This window comes from Stenotrophomonas sp. As-7, from assembly GCF_030291015.1.
Taxonomy (GTDB): domain Bacteria; phylum Pseudomonadota; class Gammaproteobacteria; order Xanthomonadales; family Xanthomonadaceae; genus Stenotrophomonas; species Stenotrophomonas lactitubi.
This window is the reverse complement of record NZ_CP127405.1, coordinates 3,317,878-3,342,491: the sequence shown is the minus strand read 5'-3', so window position 1 is coordinate 3,342,491 and position 24,614 is coordinate 3,317,878. Positions and strand designations below refer to the sequence as shown.

Genomic DNA, 24,614 nt, shown 5'->3' with positions numbered 1-24,614 from the left:
AAGCCATCCACGCATGGCGTGGATCCACTGGCCAAGCGTGAGCCCAGCACGGCTCGGCTCTACATGAACCTCAGCGCAGCTTCGCCAGTGCCTGGCCCAGCTGCACCGGATGCTCGGCATCCAGATGCGGGGCGAATTCGGCCACGCCCGGAGGCAGCAGCACGATCACGGTCGAGCCGTAATTGAAGCGCGCCATCTCTTCGAAGCGCTGCAGCGTGATGCCGCGACCCCGGTAATCCTTACGGGTGATGCGGTCGCCGTAATGCGGAATTTCTTCGCCGCTCCACACCGTTTCCACGCCCGACACCAGCAGCGCGCCGACCATCACGCTGACCATCGGGCCGAAACTGGTGTCGAAGTGGCAGACCAGGCGTTCGTTGCGTGCGAACAGGCCTGGCACGTTGTTCACCGCGGCCGGGCCAACGCTGAACAGGCGGCCGGGCACGTGCACGGTTTCGCGCAGGGTGCCGGTCCACGGCATGTGCACGCGGTGGTAGTCGCGCGGCGACAGGTACACCGTGGCATACAGCCCATCGTTGAACGGCTTGGCATCCTCGGCGCTGCCCAGCAGCTCGGCGGCGGTGAAGGACTGGCCCTTGGCCTGGAAGATGCGGCCGGCGTCGATCTTTCCGAGCTGGCTGATGCGGCCATCGGCCGGCATCACCAGGCTGCGCGGATCCGCATCGGCCACGCGCGCGCCGGGTTTCAGCGCGCGGGTGAAGAACTGGTTGAAGGTCGGGTAGCTGCGCGGGTCAGGGTTGGCCGCTTCATCCAGGTTGACGTTGAACTTGCGGGTGACCGTGTCGATCAGCCAGCGCGATACGCGCGGGTTGTCCGAGTACGCCAGCGAACGCGCCATCGAGGACAGCAGGCGGTGGGGCAGGACGTACGTCAGGGCGGTGGTCAGACTCATGGGGCGGATTTCTCGGTCAGCTTCTGCAGGTCGCGGGCGATCGCCGGCGCGTTGAACGGGGGCCGCACCAGGCCGGCAAGCCGGCCCTGCGGATCGAGCACGGCCAGGCTGGCGGAGTGCTCGAGGGTGTAATCCTCGGGATTCTCGTCGAAGTGCTTGCCCGGTACCTTCTGGAACACGAAGCCCAGCGAGGTGGCAAAGCGCTCCAGCGAGGGGATGTCGGCGGTCGCCGCCAGGGTGTCCTTGTGGAAGCCATGGGCGTATTCGCCGAGGCGGGTGGCGGTGTCGCGCTCCGGGTCGACCGAGACGAACAGCACGCGCGGGCGCAGGCCATCGGGCAGGGCTTCCCACTGGTTCTGCGCACCGGCCAGCTCGGCCAGGGTGGTCGGGCACACGTCCGGGCAGAAGGTGAAGCCGAGGAACACCAGGGTCCAGTGGCCCTTCAGCTCGCCGGGAATCAGGCGCGTGCCGTCGGACTGGGCCAGGTTGTAGTCGGGCAGGGCGCGCGGCTGCGGGTACAGGGTGATCGCTTCGGTGGCCGGCTGCCCGGCCGGCGGCTTCGGCGCGAACACCTGCTGGGCGGCGAGCAGGCCAAGGCCCGCCGCCAGGGCGATCAGCAGGATGATGCCGACGTTGCGATTGAACATGGGATTCCGCCGCAGGAAGTGGCCACCATCATACCGGCTGCGACTGGATCGTTTCTGCCGCAACGGATGCCGGCGCAGGCGGCAACCCCTATAATCGGGGGCCACTTTGCCCGCAGTACCGCCATGACCGCTGAAACGGCCGCCGAACTCCATACGATCATCGATCTGATCCGCTACGGCACCAGCCGTTTCAATGCTGCGGGCCTGACCTTCGGGCACAGCTACGACAATGCCCTGGACGAGGCCACCCAGCTGGTGTTGCACGGCCTGCACCTGCCGCACGACCTCGGCCCGGCCTACGGCCAGGCGCGCCTGCTGCGGGAAGAGAAGCTGGCGGTTCTGGAGCTGTTCCAGCGCCGTATCGACGAGCGCATCCCGGCGGCCTACCTGACCGGTGAAGCCTGGTTCGCCGGCCTCAGCTTCAAGAGCGACACGCGCGCCCTGGTGCCGCGCTCGCCGATCGCTGAGCTGATCGAGTGCGGCTTCGAGCCGTGGCTGGCTGGCCGCGACGTCAGCCGCGCGCTGGACCTGTGCACGGGTTCGGGCTGCATCGCCATCGCCATGGGCCACTACTACCCGAACTGGGAAGTGGACGGCGTGGACCTCAGCGATGATGCGCTGTCGCTGGCCGAAGAAAACAAGGAACGCCTGCAGGCGCACAACGTGACCCTGCTGAAGTCGGACCTGTTCAACGGCCTGACCGGCCGCCACTACGACCTGATCGTCACCAACCCGCCGTACGTCACCAACGACGAGACCGATGCCCTGCCGCAGGAATACTCCTACGAGCCGGAGATGGGCCTGCGTGCCGGCGACGACGGCCTGGACCTGGTGCTGAAGATCCTGCGCGACGCGCCGCTGCACCTGAGCGAGGACGGCCTGCTGATCTGTGAAGTGGGCGAATCCGAACAGCACCTGATCAAGCTGCTGCCGGAAGTCGATTTCGCCTGGGTCGAATTCAAGGTCGGCCAGATGGGCATCTTCGCGGTCGAGTGCCGCGAGCTGATCGCCCACAGCGCACGCATCACCGAACTGGCGGCACAGCGCCCGTGAGCTCCAATTCGTTCGGCAAGCTGTTCACCGTCACCACGTTCGGCGAATCGCACGGGCCGGCCATCGGCTGCGTGATCGATGGCTGCCCGCCGGGGCTGGCGCTGGACGCGGCCGAATTCAGCCATGACCTGCAGCGCCGTGCCACCGGCAAGAGCCGGCATACCTCGGCGCGGCGCGAGGCCGATGAGATCGAGATCCTGTCCGGCGTGTACGAGGGCCTGACCACCGGCACCCCGATCGCGCTGCTGATCCGCAACACCGATCAGCGCAGCAAGGACTACAGCAACATCGGCCAGCAGTTCCGTCCGGGGCATGCCGACTACAGCTACTGGCACAAGTACGGCATCCGCGACCCGCGTGGCGGCGGCCGTTCCTCGGCGCGCGAGACCACCATGCGCGTGGCTGCTGGCGTGGTCGCCAAGAAATGGCTGGCCGAACGCTTCGGCATCACCGTGCGCGGCTACCTGTCGCAGCTGGGCGGGATCACCCCGGCCGGTTTCGACTGGTCGGTGGTCGAGGACAACCCGTTCTTCTGGCCGCACGCTGCACAGGTGCCCGAGCTGGAGGCGTACATGGATGCGCTGCGCAAGTCCGGTGATTCGGTCGGCGCCTGTGTGGACGTGGTCGCCGACAACGTGCCACCGGGCTGGGGCGAGCCGATCTACGGCAAGCTTGATGGCGAGCTCGCAGCCGCACTGATGAGCATCAACGCGGTGAAGGGCGTGGAGATCGGCGACGGTTTCGCCAGCGCCATGCAGAAGGGCACCGAACACCGAGACCTGCTGACCCCGCAGGGTTTTGCCAGCAACCACGCCGGCGGCATTCTCGGTGGCATCTCCACCGGCCAGCCGGTGGTTGCCTCGATGGTGCTCAAGCCGACCTCCAGCCTGCGCCTGCCGGGTGAGTCGCTGGATACGGCCGGCAATGTGGTGGAGGTGGTCACCACCGGCCGCCATGATCCCTGCGTCGGCATCCGCGCCACCCCCATCGCCGAGGCGATGATGGCACTGGTGCTGATGGACCAGGCGCTGCGCCACCGCGCGCAGTGCGGTGACGTCGGCACCATCACCCCGCGCATTCCCGGCCAGCTTGATGGCTGATGCGCGGCCGACGGTGTGGGTGAGCCAGCCGCTGATCGACGCGGCCATCGTGCCGCTGCGCGATCGCGTGCAGCTGCGCACCACCGATACCGTCACCGCCTGGTCGCCGCAGCAGATCGCCGCGCAGCTGGCTGACGTTGACGGCGCGATCATCACCCTCAACGAGCGCATCGGCGCGGCCCAGGTTGCCGATGCCGCGCAGCTGCAGGTGATCGCGAATGTCGGGGTCGGCTACAACAACCTGGATGTCGACGCGCTCAGCGCCGCCGGCATCCTCGCCAGCAACACCCCGGACGTCCTCACCGAGACCACCGCCGATCTCGGTTTCGCCCTGCTGATGGCCACCGCACGCCGGATCACCGAATCCGAGCGCTGGCTGCGCGAGGGGCAGTGGGGGCAGTGGTCGTTCCAGACCATGCTCGGTGCCGACATCCATGGCAGCACGCTCGGCATCCTCGGCATGGGCCGCATCGGCCAGGGTATCGCCCGTCGCGGTGCGCACGGCTTCGGCATGAAGGTGCTGTACCACAACCGTTCGCGCTTGCCGGCCGACGTCGAAGCCGCGCTCGGCGCGACCTACGTGGGCCTGGATACGCTGCTGGCACAATCCGACCATCTGCTGACCGTACTTCCGTACAGCGCCGCTTCGCACCACATCATCGACGCCGCCGCGTTGGCCAAGATGAAGCCGTCTGCCACGCTGGTGAACATCGCCCGCGGCGGCATCGTCGACGAACTGGCGCTGGCCGACGCACTGGCCAACGGTCGCCTGGCGGCGGCCGGCCTGGATGTCTACGAAGGCGAACCAAACGTGCGGCCGGAGCTGCTGGCCCTGCGCAACATCGTGCTGACCCCGCACATCGGCAGCGCCTCGCTGGCCACGCGTACCGCCATGGTCCAGATGGCCGTGGACAATCTGCTGGCCGGCCTTGGCCTGGACGGCAGCCCGTCGCACATGCCGAGCGCGATCAACGCCGACGCGGCCCTTGCCGCGCGCGCCTCGATGGATGAAAAAAGCGGGAAACGATAGGGAACCTCCGCGCATCCATCCGAGGAGGCTCCCCGAACCCAGCTGTCGTGCGTGAGTTTTCCCCCTTCCCGTTTTCGTGAGAGTTCCCCCATGAGCAATGCACAACGCAGCTTCCACGTCGCCATCGTCGGCGCCACCGGTGCGGTCGGCGAGACCATGCTGGCCATCCTGGCCGAGCGCGATTTCCCGGTCGGCACCCTGAGCCTGCTCGCTTCCGAGCGCTCGGCCGGCGGTGAAGTCGAGTTCAACGGCGGCAAGGTCAAGATCCAGGACCTGGCCACCTTCGACCCGAGTGGCGTGGATATCGCCCTGTTCTCGGCCGGCGGCAGCGTGTCCAAGGAATACGCCCCGAAGTTCGCCGCCGCTGGCGCGGTGGTGATCGACAACTCCTCGGCCTTCCGTTACGACGATGACGTGCCGCTGGTGGTGTCGGAGGTCAACCCGGACCAGATCGGCAACCGTCCGCGCGGCATCATCGCCAACCCGAACTGCTCGACCATGCAGATGCTGGTCGCGCTGGCACCGCTGCACCGCAAGTACGGCATCGAGCGCATCAATGTGTCCACCTACCAGTCGGTATCCGGCGGTGGTCGTTCGGCGCTGGAAGAACTGGGCAAGCAGACCGGCCAGCTGTTGAGCTTCCAGGAAATCGATCCGCAGCGTTTCCCGGTGCAGATCGCCTTCAACCTGATCCCGCACATCGACGACTTCCTGGACAACGGCTTCACCAAGGAAGAGATGAAGCTGGTCTGGGAGACCCGCAAGATCCTGGGTGACGACAGCATCCTGGTGAACCCGACCGCAGTGCGTGTGCCGGTGTTCTACGGTCACTCCGAATCGGTGGCGATCGAAACCCGTGACAAGGTGACCGTGGCCGAAGCGCGCGCGCTGCTGGAACAGTCGCCGGGCATCGAAGTGGTGGATCGTCACGAAGCCGGTGGTTACCCGACGCCGGTCACCCATGCCTCGGGCACGGACGCGGTGTATGTCGGCCGCATCCGCGAGGACCTGTCGCATCCGCGTGGCCTGAACCTGTGGATCGTGTCGGACAACGTGCGCAAGGGTGCTGCCCTCAACGCGGTGCAGCTGGCCGAGCTGGTCGCCGCCGAGACGCGTTGATCGCCGCTGTTGCCTGACCGGTAGTGCCGGCCACTGGCCGGCATTGCCGCAGGCCGCCTCCCCGGTGGGTGCGGACCTTGGTCCGCACGCTTTATAGTGTCGCCCATGAATAAACGAGCCAAGGGCGCATGGCGTCCGCTCACCTGTCTCTCCGCCGCGCTGCTGGCCCTGGTCAGCAGTTCGGCCATGGCCCTGGGCCTGGGCGACATCCGGGTCCTGTCCAAGCCGGGACAGCCGTTGCTGGCCGAGATCCCGGTGATCTCGGCCGATCCGTCCGAACTTGAGAACCTGCGTGTCGCGCTCGCCTCGCCGGTCACCTTCGAGCGCGTTGGCCTGCAGCGTCCGGCAGGCCTGGTCAGCGAACTGCAGTTCGAATTGACCCGCAATGCACAGGGCAGGGCGGTGGTGCGGGTCACCTCGCAGACGCCCGTGGAAACACCGTCGTTGAGCTTCCTGGTCGAGGCCGACTGGGGCCAGGGTCGGCTGGTGCGTGAGTACTCGGCGCTGGTTGATGCACCGGCCAGTGCACTGGCCGTGGCCGAACCGGAGATCGTCGCGCCGGCCGGTGTGCTGTCGGACACCATCGTCCGCGATGCGCCTGCCGCCGCTGCAACCGCAGCCGAGCCGGCACCAGCCACGCCGGCAGCCGTACCGCCTGCACCGCGTCCGCGCGCTGCGGAATCTGCGCCAGCACCAGCAGCGCCCGCACTGGCCGCAGACGGCAGCGTGACCGTGCAGCGCGGACAGACCCTTTCGCAGATTGCCGGGTCGCTGGCCCGTGGCAATCAGATCAGTCGCGACCGGGCGATGATCGCGCTGTTGCGTGCCAACCCCGAAGCCTTCATTCGAGGCAACGTCAACCTGCTCAAGCAGGGCGCGGTGCTGCGCATGCCGGGCGATACCGCACTGGCCGCGGTGGATGCGGCCGAGGCCACCGCACTGGTTCGCGAGCATGCCGCGCAGTGGCGACAGGCACGCACCGTGCCGCAGCCGGCTGGCGCCCCGGTGCCAGTGGCCAAGGCCGACGGCGCGGCTTCTTCCCCGGCTGCGGCCACAGGGGCACGACTTGAAATCGCTCCGGCGCTGGCGTCCGACGCCGCGCACGCGAGCACAACCACCGGCACCACTGCCGGCAGCGAGGGTGACATGCTGGGCAACGAACAACTGCGCCAGGCCAAGGAGGACATCGCCACCCGCGATGCCGAGATCGGCGATCTGAAGCAGCGCGTGGCGGAGCTGGAGAAGCTCAAGGAGCAGCAGCAGTCACTGATCGCGATGAAGGACAATGACCTGGCCGCCGCGCAGCAGCGCTTGGCGCAGGCGCCGGGTGCGCCGGGTGCCGGCACGCCGTGGTACTGGCTGGGCCTGCCGCTGCTCGTGCTGGTTGCGCTGGGCGCCTGGTTGCTGCGTCGTCGCAAGCCCTCGCCGCTGCCGCCGCTGCGCGAGGAGCACGATGCCGCCGGCCTGGCCGCAGCGCTGCCGGCAGGTGCCGCGCTCGATACCCTGGCCGAGCACGACGCTGGGGCGGGCTTCGCAGCCGAAGGCGGGCGTCAGGAACCGGCGATGCCGGCCTGGGCCAGCCCTGCTGACCATGATGCGCCGGATGCGGACATCCGTGCGGATGCCGCGCCGGCCGAGTGGCGGGCGGGTGAGCTTGATGACGACGAACTGGCTGAACTGCCTGCTGCGGTGAACGACCTGCCGCGCTGGGACGATGCTGCTGCCGCTGCCCCGGTCGCGCCGACCGGACCGGCCGAGGTGGCCGTGCCCGACTACGCGCTGCAGGCCGAACAGGAGCCGCAGTTCCGCGGCGTGTTCGATCTGCCTGCCGAACCGCATGAGCATGAGGCGGGTGCCCCGGTTGACCTGCACGACGACCATGCTGCCGACGAGGACGCCGTCGGATCTCCGGCAGACAGTGGCCATGACTGGGCCCCGCGCGTCGGCCAGGAGCGGCTGGAACTGGCCATCGCCTATCTGGATCTGGGCGACGCGCAGACTGCGCGCACCCTGCTGCAGGAGGTTGCCGAAGGTGGTGATCTGCATTGCCAGGCGCAGGCCCGCGAACTTTTGGCCCGTCTGCCATGACCCGCGAACGCCGTCTCGACTACGTTGAATTCGCCTCGAGCGACCCGGCTGCCAGCCGCGCGTTCTTCGAGGTCGTGTTCGGCTGGTCGTTTGTCGATTACGGCAGCGACTACACCGCTTTCGATGATGGCCGCCTGCAGGGAGGCTTCTTCCGCGGCCAGCCACAGCGCGCCAGCGAAGGCGCGCCACTGCTGGTGCTGTATGCCGACCAGCTGGCGCCGATGGAAGCGGCGGTGCGCGCGGCCGGTGGCCAGATCGTGCGAACCGTGTTCTCTTTTCCCGGCGGCAGCCGTTTCCAGTTCGTCGAGCCCGGTGGCAATGAACTGGCGGTCTGGTCCGAGCGCGACCCGGCCTGAGCGCCGCCCCACCCGCAACATCGAGGTAGCACATGCGTTACGCGCTCGGCGTCGAGTACGACGGCAGCGATTTCAGGGGATGGCAGAATCTGGGCGAGGGCGGACCCAGTGTCCAGGCCAGCCTGGAACAGGCCCTGTCATCGGTGGCCGACACCCCCGTGCAGGTGGTCTGCGCCGGCCGCACCGATGCCGGCGTGCATGGTCAGTGCCAGGTCGTGCACTTCGAGACCGACGTGGTGCGTGATCCGCGCGCTTGGATGCTCGGCACCACCACCCGCTTGCCGCGTTCGATCGCGGTGCGCTGGTGCGTGCCGGTGGCCGATGACTTCCATGCCCGTTTCTCCGCGCGGGCACGACGTTATCGCTACCGCCTGCTCAACCGCGAAGTGCGTCCGGCGTTGGGCCGGCAGACCCTCAGCTGGGAGCGCCGCCCGCTCGATGCCGAGCGCATGCACCTGGCCGGGCAGGCCCTGCTGGGCGAGAACGACTTCAGCGCCTTCCGCTCCGTCCAGTGCCAGGCCCTGCATGCGCGGCGTGAGCTGCAGTCACTGCAGGTCAGCCGCCACGACGACGTCATCGAGGTGGCGGTGCGTGGCAATGCATTCCTTCATCACATGGTCCGCAATATTGTCGGCTCGTTGATTCTGGTTGGCAGTGGGGAGAAACCGGTGGAGTGGATCGCCGAACTGCTGGCCGGGCGCGACCGAACCGTAGCCGGTCCCACCGCTCCTCCGCAGGGACTGGTGTTCCTGGGGCCGCTGTACCCCGACAACTGGCATCTGCCCGCCGAGGTAACGCTATGAGCCGCTCCTACTACCGTACCCGCATCAAGTTCTGTGGCATGACCCGCGCCGGCGACGTGCGCCTGGCCGGTGAGCTGGGCGTGGATGCGGTGGGCTTCATTTTCGCCCGCGAGAGCAGCCGCCGGGTCGCACCGGCCGAAGCGCGCGCGATGCGCCAGGCGATCGCACCGATGGTCGACGTGGTGGCGCTGTTCCGCAACAACAGCAAGGAAGAAGTGCGTGAGGTGCTGCGCACCGTGCGGCCGACCCTGCTGCAGTTCCATGGCGAGGAAGACGAAAGCTTCTGCCGCAGCTTCAACATGCCGTACCTGAAGGCGATCGCCATGGGTGGGCGTGAGGAGATCAATGCGCGCACCCTGCAGCTGCGCTACCCCAGCGCCGCCGGGTTCCTGTTCGACAGCCATGCCCCGGGCGGCGGCGGCGGTACCGGCGTGGCCTTCGACTGGTCGCGCGTGCCGACCGGACTGCATCGTCCGTTCCTGCTGGCCGGTGGCCTGACCCCGGAAAACGTGTACGACGCCGTGCTGGCGACCCTGCCGTGGGGCGTGGATGTGTCCAGTGGCATCGAACTGGAGCCGGGCATCAAGGACGGCTACAAGATGCGCACGTTCGTGGAAGAAGTCCGCCGCTCCGATTGCGCCGTGCTGGATTGAGTCGTGGTCCATTCTGGCGTGTCCGGCCTTCACATTTGAGCCTGCACACCTTCTTCACATAGGATGATCCCAAGCGTGCTGGCCATGAGGGCCGGCACGAGGATCGACGGAGCCGCTGTTGGCGTGCTCCGAACGGGCGCCTGGCGCCCCCGCCCAGGAAGGCAAGCGATGCAGGAATTCCTCACCGTTGTACTCGGTTATCCGACCCTCCCGTACAGCGTCGCGCTGGCGGTGGCGGTTCTGTATTGGGCAATTGCCGCCTTCGGCCTGGTCGATGACGGTTTCGGCGAGGCCGGTGCCGATGGTGCCCTCGAAGGCGACGCCCATCTCAGCGGTCTGTCCGCCCTGCTGGCGCGCTGGGGTCTCGGAGGTGTGCCGCTCATGGTGGTGGTGACGCTGCTGAGCCTGTTCGCCTGGACCCTCACCTACTTCATCCATCTGTACCTGCTGCTGCCGTTGCCCGACCTGCTGCGCTGGTCATTGGGCACCGTGGTGGCGGTGCTCGCACCACTGCCGGCCGTGCCGGTCACCGCGCTGCTGCTGCGCCCCATCCGCCGCTTCCTGCTGCGCCTGCGTCCGGTGCCGCAGGCCTCGCTGCTGGGCCGGGTCGGCGTGGTCGCTTCGCCGAAGGTCGACACGCGCAGTGGCCATGCCACCGTCGATGACGGCGGTGCCGGCCTGGTATTGCAGATCCGCAGCGACATCGAACTGCAGCGCGGCGAGCGCATCGTGCTGGTCGAGCATGTGGCAGCACAACACCATTACCGGGTGGTCCGCGCCGACGCGGTCGCCCTCGACTTCCAGGACAACCTGCTTCCGGGCAACAAGGAGAATCATCAATGACGTTGGCTTCCGTGCTCCCCTTCCTCTTCATCGTGGGCTGCGTGCTTGCCCTCCTGCTCGGCGTGGCCGGCCTGTTCAAGGCGTTCTACCGCAAGGTCGACCAGGGCGTGGCCCTGATCGTCAATGACATGAGTTCCACCCCGAAAGTGCATTTCACCGGCGCGCTGATCATTCCCGTGCTGTACCGCGCCGAGCTGATGCGCATCAGCCTGATCACCCTGCAGATCGACCGCCGCGGCAAGGAAGGCCTGATCTGCCGCGACAACATGCGCGCCGACATCGCCGTGGCGTTCTACCTGCGCGTCAACGAGACCCAGGCCGACGTGCTGCGTGTGGCCAAGGCCATCGGCGCCGACCGCGCCTCTGACAAGCACGCGGTCGATGAACTGTTCAACGCCAAGTTCTCCGAAGCACTGAAGACGGTCGGCAAGAAATTCGACTTCACCGAGCTGTTCGAGAAGCGCCAGGAATTCCGCGACGAGATCATCGCGGTGATCGGCAATGACCTCAATGGCTATGTGCTGGAAGACGTGGCCATCGACTATCTGGAGCAGACGCCGAAATCTCTGCTGGACCAGTTCAACATCCTCGACGCGCAGGGCATCCGCAAGATCACCGAGCTGACCGCTGCGCAGAACGTGGTGACCAACGAACTGGAGCAGAACGAGAAGCTGGCCATCACCAAGAAAAACGTGGAAGCGCGCGAAGCGTTGCTGGCGCTTGAACGCCAGCAGGCCGAGGCCGAGGCACGGCAGAAGCGCGAGATCGAAACCATCCGTGCGCGCGAGGAAGCCGAGACCGCCAAGGTGCAGGAAGAGCAGCGCCAGCTGTCCGAGAACGCCCGCATCGAAGCGCAGCAGGTGATCGACATCCGCGAGCAGAACCGCATGCGCGAAGTTGAAGTGGCCGAACAGAACCGCCAGCGCGCCGTGGCCATCGAAGCCGAGCGCGTCGAACGTGCACGCCAGCTGGAGCAGGTCACCACCGACCGCGAAGTACAGCTGCAGGGCGTGGAGCGTGACAAGGTGGTCGAGCAGGGCAAGATGGACGTGGCCAACATCACCCGCGAACGCATCTCCATCGACAAGACCGTGGCGCAGGAAGAAGAGCGCATCAAGGAAGTGCGCGAAGTTTCCGAGGCCGACCGCCAGAAGCAGGTGCTGATCCTGGAAGCTGAAGCCAAGGCGCAGGAATCGCTGGTGCGCGAAGTGAAGGAAGCGCAGGCCCGCGAGACCGCCTCCAAGCACCGCGCGGTGGAGCTGACCACGCTGGCGCAGGCCGAGCACGAAGCGGCCGGCAAGCAGGCCGAAGCCAAGCGCCTGCTGGCCGACGCGTTCCGTGCCGAGCAGGCCGCACCGGGTCTTGCCGAAGCGCAGGTACGCGAAGCGTCGGCGCTGGCCATCGAGAAGGTCGGCATCGCCGAAGCACGCGTGATCGAAGCCAAGGCCGAAGCGAACCTGAAGCAGGGCAGCAACGAGGCGCGCGTGCTTGCAGAGACGCTGCAGGCACAGGCACAGGGCGAAGAGAAGATGGGCCTGGCCCGCGCTACCGCCACCGAATCGCTGGGCAATGCCGAAGCCGGCGTGGTGCAGAAGAAGCTGCTGGCCGAAGCCGAAGGCCTGGTCCGCAAGTTTGAAGCGATCGCCTCGCTGAGCGACCAGGCACGTGGCCATGAAGAGTTCCGCATGATGCTGGACAACAGCCTGAAGCAGGCGCTGGCTTCGATCGAAGCCGGCAAGGAAGTCTCGCGCGAAAACGCGGGCGTGATCGCCAGCGCGCTGCGCAACGCCGACATCGACCTGGTTGGCGGCGACGGCGGCATGTTCGAGAACCTGATCAAGGCGGTTTCGCTGGGCAAGTCGATCGAAGGCTTCGCCGGCAAGAGCCCGATCGTGCAGGACCTGATGCAGCGCTACCTGGGCGTCAACGTCGCCGACAATGCACCGCGGCAGATCGCCGAGGACGCAGAGACCGCGCCCGTCGCGGCGACCGTTGTGGTCGACAGCGCGCGCTGATCCACCCGGCGATGGCCACGGCCATCGCCCACCCGTGCCGGCCGCATTGACGGCCGGCCGTCCGTGAGCCGGAAACCTGCTGATGTCCGAAACCAAACCGTCCACCGAGTCCGCCGCACCAGAGGCTGCCGGCGATACCGTCGACCAGGCCGTAGCCCAGGGCGGCGCCTATGAAGTCCTGCGACGCCGTCTTGGCGAACAGGGCCAGCGCCTGCAGGCCGTTGCCGAGCAGCTGAACCGCCAGCGCCTGGCCGAGTTCGGCGACAGCCGCCTGGAGGTGGTCGGCCGCTTCCGCATCCGCAGCGAGAACAACTGCGTAGGCCGCGACATCGTCCAGGTCGGCCCGGACCGCCTGCTGTTCGGCTACAACGTGTTCATCGGGCTCAAGACCCAGACCCGCATCGAAGATGTGTTCGGCCTGTACCGGCTGGTGCAGGGCACTGAGGGCTACGACGTCGCCGCGCTGGAGCTGAAGGGCAGTTTCCTCGACCAGCCCGGCTTCGTGCATGACTTCAACGAGCTGTACGCGTACTACAAGCACGCGCGCCTGCTGCAGCTGATCGTGGTGGGCGACAAGCTGCTGGCCTCGTTCCAGATCGGCGAGCGCAGCAGCGACGTGCGCGTGTTCCGCTGGGCGCTGTCACGCGAAGGTGAACTGACCTATCTCGATGCACGTGGCGAGCGTGACATCGCCTTGCCACCGCCGTTCGATTTCGAATGGACCCGCGCCACGCGCGACCTTGCTGTCAACGGCCGCCACTCGCATCTGAACATCCTCGATACCCTGTTCGTGGAAACCACCGGTGGTGATCTGACCATCAAGGTGGAGAACAACACCGAAACCGGGCAGGGCATCTACAGCGAACCGGTGGAAGACAGCACGCAGTCGCTCGACGACGCGCAGTTCGAGTTTGCCCGTGTCGGCTCGCTGGTGCTGCTGAAAGTGCTGCCCTACCGCGAAACCGAATGGCGCGGACTGATCTACAACACGCTCACCGGTGACATCGTGCGCAACGATGCCATCGTCCAGGCCTGCGTGCAGCTGCCCGAAGACCACGGCATCATCTTCCCCGGTGGCTATTACCTGCAGGGTGGCGAGCACAAGGCGTTCGACGCCTCGATGGATGGCATGCAGTTCAAGCGCAGCATCCGTTCGCCCAACGGCGAGGACGTGCTGTACATCTTCTACGAGCGCGAAGGCGGGCGCTCGGCGCTGTTCGTCTACAACACCATCCAGCGCGTGCTGCAGAACCCGGTCTTCGGCCACGGCTATGCCTTCATGCAGGATGGGCGCATGGTGCTGTTCCATGCCGAAGGCACCGAGCCGACCCGCATCCATCCGATGCAGGTCTGGCAGACGCCCTTCAGCAGCGATGAGTTCGCCGCCAGCCGTCCGCCCGGCAATACCTTCATGGGGCGCATCGGCAACGCCGAGCTGGTGCGTGGCATCTCCAACTTGTTCAACCTGGCGCGCGAGATCGATGGCCAGGATGTATCGGTGCAGCGCTACCAGCGTCTGGTGGCCGACACCCGGCGGCTTTTCGATGCCCATCATTGGCTGGGCGACGAGGCGTGTGATGGTGCCGAAGCGTTGCTGCGGCAGATCAGCGCCACCGGCGAGTCGGTGCTGGACGAATACGAGAAAGTGCAGTCGATCCGCCAGCAGTCGGCGCAGGCGATGGCCGAGGCCGAGAGCACGCACAAGGCGCTGCTGGGCCGGCTGCAGCCGGAAAACTGGAACGAGGTGCAGGCCTTCGTTGAAGCGCTCAACGCGATCACCGCGCTGCGCGGTCGCCTGCTGACCATCCGCGAACTGCGCTACATCGACACCGCGCGCATCGAGGCGATGGCAGCGGAGCTGGTGCAGGCGCACGACCGTGTCGGCGCCGCCACCGGTACCTTCCTCGCCGGCGATGCGGCACTGGCGCCCTTGACCGCCCGCATGCAGGCGCTGGACGAGGCCGCACAGCAGGCCGCCAGTGCACGCCAGCTGGATGAGCAGCTGGACGGCCTGCGCGACATGGCCGGTGATCTGGACATGCTGTCCGAGCTGATGGCCGGGCTGAAGGTCGACGATGCGACCGCGCGCACCCGCGTGGTCGAATCGATCTCGCTGCTGTACGGGCGCCTGAACCAGGCGCGCGCAAGGGCCGAACAGCGTCGCAAGACGCTGGGCTCGGCCGAAGCCGTGGCCCAGTTCGCCGCCCAGTTCGCCCTGTTCTCGCAGTCGATCACCAGCGCGCTGGCGATGGCCAGCGACCCTGAGCGGGCCGACGAACAGTTGTCGCGCCTGCTGGTGCAGCTGGAAGAACTGGAAAGCCAGTTCGGCGAGCACGAGCAGTTCCTCGGCGACATCCTGAGCAAACGCGAAGAGCTGGTCGAAGCCTTCGACACGCACAAGCAGGCCCTGCTGGATGATCGCCAGCGCAAGGCGCGCTCGGTGCTCGATGCCGCCAACCGCATCCTCGACGGCCTGGGCAAGCGCACCGAGCGGTTCGGCACGGCCGACGAACTGAACGCGTTCTTCGCCGGCGATCCGCTGATCCTCAAGTTGCGTGAACTGGCCGAGCGCCTGCGTGCGCTGCGCGACAACGTCAAGGCTGACGATGTCGAGGCGCGCCTGAAGGGTGTGCGCGACCAGGCCGTGCGCCAGCTGCGCGACCGCAGCGACCTGTACGAGGCAGGAGGCAACGTCGTCCGCCTTGGCCCGCGCCATCGTTTCAGCGTGAACACCCAGGCGCTGGACCTGACCCTGCTGCCGCGTGGCGAAACCCTTGCCATCCATCTCACCGGTACCGACTTCCTGGAGACCCTGCACGATCCCGAGCTGGATGCGCTGAAGCCATTCTGGCAGGTGACCCTGGATTCGGAATCGGACGCGATCTACCGCGGCGAATACTTGGCCGGGTGCCTGTTGCTGGCGGCGGAGGAGGGCCGCGATGGCCTGGACCTGGCCCAGCTGCAGCACGATGCAGCCGAACCCGAAGCGCTGGACCAGCGGGTCCGTGCCTTTGCCGCGCCGCGTTACCGCGAGGGTTACGAGCGCGGTATCCATGACCATGACGCCGCCCTGATCCTGCGCGCGCTGTTGCCGTTGCAGCAGGCCGCCGGCCCGCTGCGGCATTCGCCCCACGTGCGTGCGTTGGCGCTGCTGTTCTGGGCCGCGCGGCAACGCGATGAAGCCGTGGCGCAGTGGCCTGGTCGGCAGGCCGGTGCAGAGGCCATCGCGCGCCTGTTCGGTTCCGATGAGGGGCGTCAGGCGCTGCGCGCGGAAATGGCGAAGGCGCTGCATGACTACGCACAGACCCATGCACTGCCGTTCGACGCCGCCGCCGCCGATGCTGCAGCGGCGTATCTGGGCGAAGAACTGGTCGCCGGCGAGCCGGTGTTCAGCAGCAGCCGCCACGCGCAGGCGCTGTTGGACGCGCTGTCGCAGCAACTGGAGCAGGCGGGCCAGCGTGAAGCGCTTGAACGTGCGCTGCAGCGCTCGCAGGATCTGCTGGCCACGCGCTGGGCGTTGGCCGGGCAATGGCTGCGGGCGCTCGCCGGGCTGCCGGCACAATCGGCGCACGCCGGCTATGTGGAAGAAGCGGCAGCATTGCTGCTGGTGCAGCGACAGCTGCGCACGCGTTCCAGCGATGCACCGCTGCAGGCGGAGGTCAATGGCCTGCTGGGCGAGCATGCCCGCATCCACAATGGCAGCCTGACCGTGTCACTGGATGATTTCCTGGCACGCCTGCAGCACCACCTGCAGTCCTTCGTGCCGGCATTCCATGCCTATCAGGCCGTGCGCCAGGGCATCATCGGCCGCGAGCGCGAAACCCTGCGGCTGTCGGAGTTCAAGGCGCGGCCGCTGTCGTCCTTCGTGCGCAACAAGCTGATCAACGACGTGTATCTCGGCGTGATCGGCGACAACTTGGCCAAGCAGATGGGTACCGTTGGCGAGAACAAGCGCAGCGACCTGATGGGCCTGCTGATGATGATCTCGCCGCCCGGCTACGGCAAAACCACGTTGATGGAGTACGTGGCGCATCGCCTCGGCCTGGTCTTCATGAAGATCAACGGACCGGCGCTGGGCCACGAAGTGCGGTCGCTGGATCCGCAGCAGGCGCCGGACGCGACCTCGCGGCAGGAACTGGAGAAGCTCAACCTGGCGCTGGAGATGGGCAACAACACCATGCTGTATGTCGATGACATCCAGCACACCCACCCGGAGTTCCTGCAGAAGTTCATCTCGCTGTGCGATGGCACGCGGCGCATCGAAGGCGTCTGGCGCGGGCGCACCCGGACCTACGACATGCGTGGCAAGAAGTTCTGCGTGGTCATGGCCGGCAACCCGTACACCGAGTCCGGCGAAGTGTTCAAGATCCCCGACATGCTGGCCAACCGTGCCGACATCTACAACCTCGGCGACGTGCTTGGCGGCATGGAAACGGCCTTCACCCTCAGCTACATCGAGAACAGCCTGACCTCCAACCCGGTATTGGCGCCGCTGGCCACGCGCGAGATGGCCGACCTGTACCTGCTGGTCGACCGCGCGATGGGCAAGGATGTCTCCAGCAACGGCCTGAGCCATGCCTACAGTGGCGCCGAGGTCAACGAAATCACCGCCACCCTGCAGCGCATGCTGCGCGTGCGCGACGTGGTCTACAGGGTCAACCAGCAGTACATCGCCAGCGCTGCGCAGGACGACCGCTATCGCACCGAGCCGCCGTTCCGCCTGCAGGGCAGCTACCGCAACATGAACAAACTGGCGGAGAAGATTTCGCCGGTGATGAATGACGACGAGCTGCAGCAGTTGATCTCCGACCACTACCTGGGCGAAGCGCAGCTGCTGACCACCGGTGCCGAAGAGAATCTGCTGAAGCTGGCCGAGATGCGTGGTGTGCTCGATGACGAGCGCGCGCAACGCTGGGCGCAGATCAAGCGAGATTTCCTGCGCAACAAGGCGATGGGCGCCGGTGACAGCGATGTCGGTGGCCGCGTGGTCGCGCAGCTGGCCGACATCGCCAGCGCGTTGCAGCTGCCGCCAGCGCCGGCGGAGGTAGCCGCCGCACCCGAGCCTGCGCCATGGCCGGCCCTGCTGGCGGCGCTGCAGCGCCTGGCGGATGCACGCCCCGCTAGCGCGCCGGCCGCTGCCGTACCGCAGCCGGTCGCCACGCCATTGGCCGAAGACCTTCAGGCCGGGCTGGCACCGCTGCTGCAGCTGCTGGTCGCTTCGCAGGAGCAGCAGGTGCAGCTGTCGCAGACGTTGGCGGCCTTCGCCGGGTGGGCACGGCAGCAGGTGACTGCCGATGTGGCCACGGCCGACACGCGTCGTCGTCCGCGCGTGCGTCGTGCAGCGACACCGGAAGAACGTGCGCTCGACGAAGCGCTGATGCGCCACTTCTACGGCGAATCATTGCCGCCGGAAACGGTGGCTGATGACGGCCCACGGCCGCCGCCACTGCCGTGACCCGCGCGCGCTCCCTGCCCGGACCAACGCTTCCGGCGTGCGCCGATGTGGCCGCGCTGGCTGCGTACGGCAGTCCCTTGTTGCAGGTGCTGGGTGAGCCGGCACCGTTGCAGGCCGGCAGCGGCGGCGAAGGGCTGGTGGCTGCGTTGGCGCGGATCGCATTGGCCCTGCAGGCCGGCGATCCGGCGCGGCTGCGGCGGCAGGAGAGCTGGTGGGGGCGTCTGCTCGGTCGCGATGTGGCACGCCAGGCGCAGGCGCAGGAGCTGCAGGCGCAGCTGGGCGTGCTGGCGCTGCAGGCACGCGAGCAGGCGCAGGGCCTCGCGCAGCGAGTGCAGCAGCGTGCCCAGACCATCATCGACAACGACGCGGCTGCCGCCGCGTTGGAGGCCTGGGCCACGTTCGGCGCCGCGCAGTTGGCGAGCCTGGAAGGCGCTGCGCAGGCCGCGCTGGCACCACGCGTAGACCACCTGCAGCGTCTGGCCACGCTGCGGCGCATCGAAGGCGGGCAATGGCAGCTGCTGCAGGAGCAGGACGAAGCCCTGCTGCGGCGCTTCGTCCGCATCCATGACGTGCTGCTTCCCGCCTGGCGCCAGGCCGCGCTGGCACGCCAGGCACAGGCGCAGGCAGCACAGGCCACGCAGGCAGCTACGCTGCAGGCGCAGATCGACGACGAAGTGGCCGCTGCTCAGGCTAGACTGCCCTGAGCCGGCCGCCGCTGCCGCTTATCCACCGCAAGGACACTGCCCGATGACCCAGGACAGCCAGAACTCCGGCACGCTCGTGCCCGCCACCACGCCCGCCCCGGAACTAGATGACAGCATGTTGAAGGCCCTCGGCCTGGTCCGCGACGACCTGCCGCGCATCGCCGAAATCGGCCGCGAACTGGAAGATCTGCGCCCAGGCAACCTGCAGGTGTTCGGCCGTGAAGCCGCCGCACGGACGACGGCCTTCTCCAGCCAGTTGTTGGACCAGGTACGCAATCGTGACCTCGACGCCAACGGCGAGAAGCTCGGCGAAGTGGTACGCATCGCGCGCGAGCTCAAGCTGGATGGTTTTTCCCAACGCTCGAAGGTGCCGCTGATCGGTGGCCTGATCGATCGCCTGCGTTCCTCCAAGGGCGAGTTGGTGCAGAAGTTCAGCGATACCAATTCGCAGATCGAACAGCTGCTCGGCGACGTCGGCGCGCAACAGGCGCTGATGGGCAATCGGGTGAGCGATTTCGACCGCATGCACGACATCGTCCGCGAGGAGCGTCACGCCCTGGGCCTGTATGCCGCTGCCGGCAAGCAGCGCCTGGCCCAGCTGCAGTCCGAGCAGTTGCTGGGGCAGGGCAGCGAAGATCCGCAGCAGCGCATCCGTCAGAGCGAGATCGACAATGCGATCCGCCTGATCGAGAAGCGCGTTTCCGACCTGCAGCTGATGCAGCATGCGGCTGATCAGTCGTTGCCGATGATCCGCCTGATCCAGGCCAATGCGCTGCAGCTGATCGAGAAGTTCAACACCGTCCGCGACATCACCATCCCATCGTGGAAGCGTCAGTTCGCGATCCAGTTGTCGCTGGGCGAGCAGAAGAACGCGGCCGAGCTGGCAAATGCCATCGATGATGCGACCAATGAGCTGATGCGACGCAATGCCGATCTGATGCGCCAGGCCTCGGTGGACACCGCACGCAGCAACCAGCGCGGCGTGATCGACGTGGCGACTCTGCGCCACGTGCACGATCAGCTGATCGCAACGGTCGAAGAGGTGCGCAGCATCCATCGCGAGGGCATGCAGCAGCGTCAGCAGGCCGAAGTCGAGTTGTCGCGCCTGCGCGAGGATCTGCAGCAACGCCTGGCGGCGCCGACGGCGTCGTAGCCTGGACCTGCGCCCCCGCCACAGTCGGGTTTGAGCGGGTGTACATTTCTCGCGCCTGCGGTGCGTCAAGCCTTCAATGAGGTCGCAATGGATTTGCTCTGTCTTTCCTCCCGCTGTTTCCGCGTGGCCCGCGTTGCGCTGGTTCCCGGCTTGCTGCTTGCCCTGGGCGCGTGTGCAGCGGGAGATTCATCGAATCCCGCCGCAGTGTCGCCCGCCGCTGTTGCCGCGCCTGCCGCGGCCCCGGTCCCGGTCTCTGCAGCGACAGCGGTACCCGTGTCCACTACGGCAGTGGCCCGCGATGGACTGGCCGTGCTGATCCGCGCCAGCGCGGTGGCGTGCAGCAATGCCAGTGCCGGTACTGGCTGCACGGCAGGTGATGCCGACAGCGGCGACTTCTACGACGTCGAACTGTCGCCGGACTGCGGCGACCAGGGATTCTTCGCTGGCGTGGCCGAGGCCAAGGGCGTGGAGACGCTGGACGCGGTACCGGGCAGCGGCAGCAAGGCCTCCGCCACCGCGAAACTGTCGAAGGGGCAACTGGTCTGCGTGCAGGGCATCGGCCGCACCGGACAGAATCCGCTGTTCTATTACGTTGTCGCCATTCCGGCCAACACGGTCGGCAAGTGCAAGGGCAACGCGTTGTGTGACACCTATGGCGACAGGCCCATCAGCGGCATGAAGGGCACCAGGGGCGAAGCCTGCCACGTGGCAGCGCCGGGACACTATGCGGGGAACTGCGCGCAGGGCTGGGTCAGCGCAGACACGCTCGAAGTGTTTTCCAGCGGCATGTAATGCCCGTAAAGCGAGGTTCTGCCGGCTGTCGCGTCCGTCTCTGCGCGGCGATCGTCACTGCAGTTGGGCGGCGGCCCAATCCGCCAGCGCGTCCACGCGCGCATCGACAGGGCCATCCGGCCGCGCCAGCACCCAGAAACCGCCGGTCGCGGCAAACCCCCACGGTGCCACCAGCCGCCCTGCGGCCAGGTCCTCGGCCACCAGTGGCTCCGGCGCGATCGCCGGGCCCAGCCCCGCCACCGCCGCTTCCAGCAGGTAGTACAGGTGTTCGAAGCCGGTACCCAGTTGCAGCTGGGCCGGATCCAGATCATGTGCCTGCGCCCACGCCGGCCACGCTTGCGGGCGCGAACTGGTATGCAACAGCGTTTCCTGCAGCAGGGTGGACGGCGGCACATGGCGCAGCCGATGCGCCGCCGGGTGCGAGGGCGCCACCACCACGCCCACCCGTTCCGGTGCCAGTTCGCGTACCTGCCAGCCGCGCGGCCACGGCCCCTGCGCCAGCAGCAGCACCGCATCCAGGGTGGCCTGCGTCTCTGTGAAGCTGCCATCCAGGGCCGACCACTGCAGGTGCACGCCGGGCAGGGCCGCCTGCAGGGCCGGCAGCCGCGGAATCATCCAGCGCGCCAGCACACTGCCGCTGCACCCCAGCACCAGCGCCGGCGAAGCCGCTGGCCGCTGCAATGCGCGCACGCAGTCCTCGATGCCGCTGAAGGCCTCGCTGCAGGCTTCCTGCAGGCGTGTGCCGGCGGCGGTGAGGCGCAGGCCGCGGCCTGCACGCTGGAACAGGGCCAGGCCCAGATGGTCTTCCAGCAGCTTCAGCTGGCGGCTGATCGCGCCATGGGTCACATGCAGGGCCTGTGCAGCGCGGCCAACGCCGCCCAGGCGTGCGGTGGCCTCGAATGCCCGCAGGGCATTCAGCGGCGGCAGCAGTGACGTGCTCATGTGAGATTTCCTGACGGGATGCGCCAGATAATATCCATTTTCCGGACACAATCCGTGCGCTAGAGTATCCACCTGTCTGAACGACCGGTCGTCTCCATGTCTGCCTCTCCCATTGCCGATTTCCACGCATTCCCTGACGCCCAGGGCCACTTCGGCCGTTACGGTGGCAGCTTCGTCGCCGAAACCCTGGTTGGCCCGCTGCAGGAACTGGCTCAGGCCTATGACCAGGCCCGTCAGGACCCGGCATTCCAGCTGGCCTACGACCGCGACCTGGCCCATTACGTGGGCCGGCCAAGCCCGATCTACCATGCTGAACGCCTCAGCGACCACGTCGGCGGCGCGCAGATCCTGCTCAAGCGCGAGGACCTGAACCACACCGGCGCGCACAAGATCAACAACACCATCGGCCAGGCGCTGCTGGCTGCACGGATGGGCAAGAAGCGCATCATCGCCGAGACCGGCGCCGGCCAGCATGGCGTGGCCAGCGCCACCGTCGCCGCACGGCTGGGCCTGGAGTGCGTGGTGTACATGGGCGCCACCGACATCGAGCGGCAGAAGATCAACGTCTACCGCATGAAGCTGCTCGGTGCGACGGTGGTACCGGTCACTTCCGGCTCGGCCACCCTGAAGGACGCCCTCAACGAGGCGATGCGCGACTGGGTCACCAACGTGCAGGACACCTTCTACATCATCGGCACGGTCGCCGGCCCGGACCCGTACCCGCGCATGGTGCGTGACTTCAACGCCATCGTCGGCCGCGAGGCGCGCGAGCAGATGCTGGCCGAGTACGGTCGCCTGCCCGATGCGATCACTGCCTGCGTCGGCGGCGGCAGCAATGCGATCGGCCTGTTCCATGCCTTCCTCAACGACCGCGAGGTCGAGATTGTCGGCGCTGAAGCCGCCGGCGATGGCATCCACACCGGCCGCCACGCTGCCTCCATCGCCGCCGGTCGTCCGGGCGTGCTGCACGGCAACCGCACCTATGTGCTGTGCGACGACGACGGCCAGATCATCGAGACCCATTCGGTATCGGCCGGCCTGGACTACCCGGGCGTCGGCCCCGAGCATGCGTTCCTGGCCGACAGCGGCCGCGCGCGCTACGTCGGCATCACCGACGAAGAGGCGTTGCAGGCCTTCCATCTGCTGGCCCACACCGAGGGCATCCTGCCGGCGCTGGAGTCCAGCCACGCACTGGCGCAGGCGATGAAGCTTGCGCGCGGGCGTCCGCGTGACCAGATCGTGCTGTGCAACCTCTCCGGTCGCGGCGACAAGGACGTGCATACCATCGCGGCGCGCGAAGGCCTGGTGCTGTGAGTGCGCTGATGCGCAACAGCAGCGTACTGCTGCTGGCATTCGGTCTGGCCGCGTGCCAGCCGCCGGAGCCGCCCGTACTGGCGCCGGCGGCCAAGGCAACCACGCAGCCTGCGCAGCAGGCCGCCGCCAATGAAGATGTCGACCCTCTGGCGCGCACGCCGATTGATGACCCGCCCGCAGCGGAAGGTGAGGGCGACGACGAGGGCCCGGCCGTGGTCTCGGTGGCGCTGGATCATGCCGGCGAGGTGCTGATCGGCCAGCACTTGAACGATCTCAAGGCACTCGGGCCGTGGACGGCGCAAGGGGCGGTCGAAGCCCTCGGCGGCAGTTGCGAGTATTACGACGGCACGGCCCTGCCGGCGGGCGTGTCGATGATGACCGACGAGGACCGCGTGGTTCGTTTCGACCTCGGCCTGGATCCGGACAGCGGGGCGCCAGCCGAGCAGCCCGGCCCGTTTGGCCTGCGCGTGGGAATGACCCGCGCCCAGGCGGTCGCCCGGTTCCCGAAGCCGCCTGTGTCCAGCCCGCATGCCTACGACGGCGAGCAGGGCGAATACCTGACCTGGCAGGACCCGGGCTCGGCCCTCGGCATCCGCGTGGAACTGTTTGAAGGGAAGGTCCTCCAGATGTACTGGGGAACCAGTGAAGCGATTGAACTGATTGAAGGATGTGCCTGAGATGTCCGTATCCCGACTCGATGCCTGTTTCCAGCGCCTGCGCGAGCAGCAGCGCAAGGCCCTGATCCCCTTCATCACCGCCGGTGATCCTTCCCTGGAAGCCACGGTGCCGGTCATGCACGCGCTGGTCGAGGCCGGTGCCGATGTGATCGAACTGGGCGTGCCGTTCTCCGATCCGATGGCCGACGGCCCGACCATCCAGCGCAGCTCCGAGCGTGCGCTGGCCCGCGGCGCGGGCACCCGCTATGTGTTGCAGGCGGTTGCGCGGTTCCGCGAACGCGATGCGCAGACGCCCGTGGTGCTGATGGGCTATCTCAACCCGGTGGAGATCCACGGTTACGTGGCGTTCGCCAATGCGGCGGTGGCCGCTGGCGTGGACGGCGTGCTGCTGGTCGATCTGCCACCGGAAGAGGCCGCTGAAGCCCAGCAGGCCTTCGATGCCGCAGGCCTGGCACTGGTTCTGCTCGCATCGCCGACCACCAGCGAGGCGCGCGCCGACAAGCTGCTGGCGCTGGCCCGCGGCTATCTCTACTACGTCAGCTTTGCCGGTGTCACCGGCGCTTCCGAACGCCTGGACAGCGACGCGGCCAGTGCACGTCTGCAGGCGCTGCGGGCCAAGGCCAGCGTGCCGGTGGTGGCCGGCTTCGGCATCAAGGATGCAGCCAGTGCGGCGGCCATGGCCCGCCAGGCCGACGGCGTGGTGGTCGGCAGTGCGCTGGTGGCGGTGCTCGCCGAAGCGGGTTCCGCCGAGGAGGCTGCGCAGCGCGCCGCTGCATTCCTGGCTCCGCTGCGGCAGGCGCTCGACGCGTAACGGTAGTGCCGGCCGCTGGCCGGCATCCTCCGTACCTGCCCGCCTGCAAGCGCTGCCGGCCAGCGGCAGGCACTCCCCAACACCTAAACGTACGTCCCAGCATGGTTTTTTCCATCGGGGCCAAGGCCGGGCAGGGGGTGCACGGG

The 24,614-nt window shown here is 67.5% G+C and carries 20 protein-coding genes; 17 read left to right on the top strand and 3 right to left on the bottom strand.

Translation table 11 applies throughout. From position 1 onward, the window contains the following. Window positions 1-70: 70 nt before the first annotated feature. Window positions 71-913: an archaetidylserine decarboxylase gene (gene asd, locus QP457_RS15455; RefSeq protein ID WP_099819031.1), complete on the bottom strand. Its 843-nt coding sequence runs from the start codon at window positions 911-913 to the stop codon at window positions 71-73. After that, complete coding sequence (locus QP457_RS15450; protein WP_025876141.1) at window positions 910-1,560, bottom strand: SCO family protein; 651 nt, start codon at window positions 1,558-1,560, stop codon at window positions 910-912. The genes asd and QP457_RS15450 overlap by 4 nt, the downstream gene beginning before the upstream one ends. A 123-nt stretch (window positions 1,561-1,683) precedes the next feature. Here QP457_RS15450 and prmB point away from each other — a divergent pair, with 123 nt between their 5' ends. From prmB to QP457_RS15380, 14 genes are all read left to right on the top strand, one after another. Next, the gene (gene prmB / locus QP457_RS15445; protein ID WP_099819033.1) at window positions 1,684-2,613 is read left to right on the top strand and encodes a 50S ribosomal protein L3 N(5)-glutamine methyltransferase; all 930 of its coding nucleotides are present in this window, start codon (window positions 1,684-1,686) and stop codon (window positions 2,611-2,613) included. Next, complete coding sequence (gene aroC / locus QP457_RS15440; protein WP_099819034.1) at window positions 2,610-3,713, top strand: chorismate synthase; 1,104 nt, start codon at window positions 2,610-2,612, stop codon at window positions 3,711-3,713. The genes prmB and aroC overlap by 4 nt, the downstream gene beginning before the upstream one ends. Then, complete coding sequence (locus tag QP457_RS15435) at window positions 3,706-4,743, top strand: D-glycerate dehydrogenase (protein ID WP_205404772.1); 1,038 nt, start codon at window positions 3,706-3,708, stop codon at window positions 4,741-4,743. The genes aroC and QP457_RS15435 overlap by 8 nt, the downstream gene beginning before the upstream one ends. A 90-nt stretch (window positions 4,744-4,833) precedes the next feature. Beyond that, window positions 4,834-5,862 (top strand): aspartate-semialdehyde dehydrogenase, encoded by a 1,029-nt coding sequence (locus QP457_RS15430; RefSeq protein ID WP_099819036.1) that lies wholly within the window; start codon window positions 4,834-4,836, stop codon window positions 5,860-5,862. Window positions 5,863-5,967: 105 nt separating this feature from the next. Further along, window positions 5,968-7,950, top strand: coding sequence for a FimV/HubP family polar landmark protein (locus QP457_RS15425; protein WP_205404771.1), 1,983 nt, complete (start codon window positions 5,968-5,970; stop codon window positions 7,948-7,950). Further along, entirely contained in the window at window positions 7,947-8,306 is a 360-nt protein-coding gene (locus tag QP457_RS15420; RefSeq protein WP_025876153.1) for a VOC family protein, read from the top strand. The genes QP457_RS15425 and QP457_RS15420 overlap by 4 nt, the downstream gene beginning before the upstream one ends. A gap of 32 nt (window positions 8,307-8,338) precedes the next feature. Next, the gene (truA, locus tag QP457_RS15415; RefSeq protein WP_180166318.1) at window positions 8,339-9,109 is read left to right on the top strand and encodes a tRNA pseudouridine(38-40) synthase TruA; all 771 of its coding nucleotides are present in this window, start codon (window positions 8,339-8,341) and stop codon (window positions 9,107-9,109) included. Beyond that, window positions 9,106-9,762, top strand: coding sequence for a phosphoribosylanthranilate isomerase (locus tag QP457_RS15410; RefSeq protein ID WP_100553111.1), 657 nt, complete (start codon window positions 9,106-9,108; stop codon window positions 9,760-9,762). Before truA ends, QP457_RS15410 begins: the two co-directional genes overlap by 4 nt. A 168-nt stretch (window positions 9,763-9,930) precedes the next feature. Further along, a complete protein-coding gene (locus QP457_RS15405) occupies window positions 9,931-10,605 on the top strand; it encodes a DUF1449 family protein (protein WP_180166319.1) in 675 nt (224 codons plus the stop codon). Next, entirely contained in the window at window positions 10,602-12,620 is a 2,019-nt protein-coding gene (locus QP457_RS15400; protein ID WP_180166320.1) for a hypothetical protein, read from the top strand. The genes QP457_RS15405 and QP457_RS15400 overlap by 4 nt, the downstream gene beginning before the upstream one ends. Before the next feature lie 82 nt (window positions 12,621-12,702). Further along, the gene (locus QP457_RS15395; RefSeq protein ID WP_205404770.1) at window positions 12,703-18,075 is read left to right on the top strand and encodes a DNA repair ATPase; all 5,373 of its coding nucleotides are present in this window, start codon (window positions 12,703-12,705) and stop codon (window positions 18,073-18,075) included. Next, complete coding sequence (locus QP457_RS15390; RefSeq protein WP_205404769.1) at window positions 18,072-18,779, top strand: hypothetical protein; 708 nt, start codon at window positions 18,072-18,074, stop codon at window positions 18,777-18,779. Before QP457_RS15395 ends, QP457_RS15390 begins: the two co-directional genes overlap by 4 nt. Window positions 18,780-18,822: 43 nt before the next feature. Then, window positions 18,823-19,932 carry a toxic anion resistance protein gene (locus QP457_RS15385; RefSeq protein ID WP_205404768.1) on the top strand — a complete coding sequence of 370 codons (1,110 nt, stop codon included), beginning with the start codon at window positions 18,823-18,825 and terminating at the stop codon, window positions 19,930-19,932. Between the two features lie 87 nt (window positions 19,933-20,019). After that, window positions 20,020-20,724 carry a hypothetical protein gene (locus QP457_RS15380; protein ID WP_205404767.1) on the top strand — a complete coding sequence of 235 codons (705 nt, stop codon included), beginning with the start codon at window positions 20,020-20,022 and terminating at the stop codon, window positions 20,722-20,724. Window positions 20,725-20,778: 54 nt separating this feature from the next. Here QP457_RS15380 and QP457_RS15375 read toward each other — a convergent pair whose 3' ends face one another. Further along, window positions 20,779-21,666, bottom strand: coding sequence for a LysR family transcriptional regulator (locus QP457_RS15375; protein ID WP_099819045.1), 888 nt, complete (start codon window positions 21,664-21,666; stop codon window positions 20,779-20,781). Between the two features lie 96 nt (window positions 21,667-21,762). On the opposite strand from QP457_RS15375, the gene trpB reads away from it, so the two are divergent. The 3 genes from trpB to trpA are packed head-to-tail and all read left to right on the top strand — an operon-like array spanning window position 21,763 to window position 24,468. Then, window positions 21,763-22,980, top strand: a complete 1,218-nt coding sequence (trpB, locus tag QP457_RS15370) for a tryptophan synthase subunit beta (RefSeq protein ID WP_108264918.1) — start codon at window positions 21,763-21,765, stop codon at window positions 22,978-22,980. Beyond that, complete coding sequence (locus QP457_RS15365; protein ID WP_100461041.1) at window positions 22,977-23,657, top strand: hypothetical protein; 681 nt, start codon at window positions 22,977-22,979, stop codon at window positions 23,655-23,657. The genes trpB and QP457_RS15365 overlap by 4 nt, the downstream gene beginning before the upstream one ends. Before the next feature lies 1 nt (window position 23,658). Continuing rightward, a complete protein-coding gene (gene trpA, locus QP457_RS15360; RefSeq protein ID WP_205404766.1) occupies window positions 23,659-24,468 on the top strand; it encodes a tryptophan synthase subunit alpha in 810 nt (269 codons plus the stop codon). Window positions 24,469-24,614: the final 146 nt, after the last annotated feature.

Coding starts and splice junctions, on each gene's coding strand:
- QP457_RS15400 (WP_180166320.1), top strand. CDS start 10,602: ATGACGTTGGCTTCCGTGCTCCCCTTCCTCTTCATCGTGGGCTGCGTG.
- QP457_RS15420 (WP_025876153.1), top strand. CDS start 7,947: ATGACCCGCGAACGCCGTCTCGACTACGTTGAATTCGCCTCGAGCGAC.
- QP457_RS15410 (WP_100553111.1), top strand. CDS start 9,106: ATGAGCCGCTCCTACTACCGTACCCGCATCAAGTTCTGTGGCATGACC.
- QP457_RS15430 (WP_099819036.1), top strand. CDS start 4,834: ATGAGCAATGCACAACGCAGCTTCCACGTCGCCATCGTCGGCGCCACC.
- trpA (WP_205404766.1), top strand. CDS start 23,659: ATGTCCGTATCCCGACTCGATGCCTGTTTCCAGCGCCTGCGCGAGCAG.
- QP457_RS15375 (WP_099819045.1), bottom strand. CDS start 21,666: ATGAGCACGTCACTGCTGCCGCCGCTGAATGCCCTGCGGGCATTCGAG.
- QP457_RS15425 (WP_205404771.1), top strand. CDS start 5,968: ATGAATAAACGAGCCAAGGGCGCATGGCGTCCGCTCACCTGTCTCTCC.
- asd (WP_099819031.1), bottom strand. CDS start 913: ATGAGTCTGACCACCGCCCTGACGTACGTCCTGCCCCACCGCCTGCTG.
- QP457_RS15395 (WP_205404770.1), top strand. CDS start 12,703: ATGTCCGAAACCAAACCGTCCACCGAGTCCGCCGCACCAGAGGCTGCC.
- QP457_RS15385 (WP_205404768.1), top strand. CDS start 18,823: ATGACCCAGGACAGCCAGAACTCCGGCACGCTCGTGCCCGCCACCACG.
- QP457_RS15435 (WP_205404772.1), top strand. CDS start 3,706: ATGGCTGATGCGCGGCCGACGGTGTGGGTGAGCCAGCCGCTGATCGAC.
- QP457_RS15405 (WP_180166319.1), top strand. CDS start 9,931: ATGCAGGAATTCCTCACCGTTGTACTCGGTTATCCGACCCTCCCGTAC.
- QP457_RS15380 (WP_205404767.1), top strand. CDS start 20,020: ATGGATTTGCTCTGTCTTTCCTCCCGCTGTTTCCGCGTGGCCCGCGTT.
- truA (WP_180166318.1), top strand. CDS start 8,339: ATGCGTTACGCGCTCGGCGTCGAGTACGACGGCAGCGATTTCAGGGGA.
- QP457_RS15450 (WP_025876141.1), bottom strand. CDS start 1,560: ATGTTCAATCGCAACGTCGGCATCATCCTGCTGATCGCCCTGGCGGCG.
- prmB (WP_099819033.1), top strand. CDS start 1,684: ATGACCGCTGAAACGGCCGCCGAACTCCATACGATCATCGATCTGATC.
- trpB (WP_108264918.1), top strand. CDS start 21,763: ATGTCTGCCTCTCCCATTGCCGATTTCCACGCATTCCCTGACGCCCAG.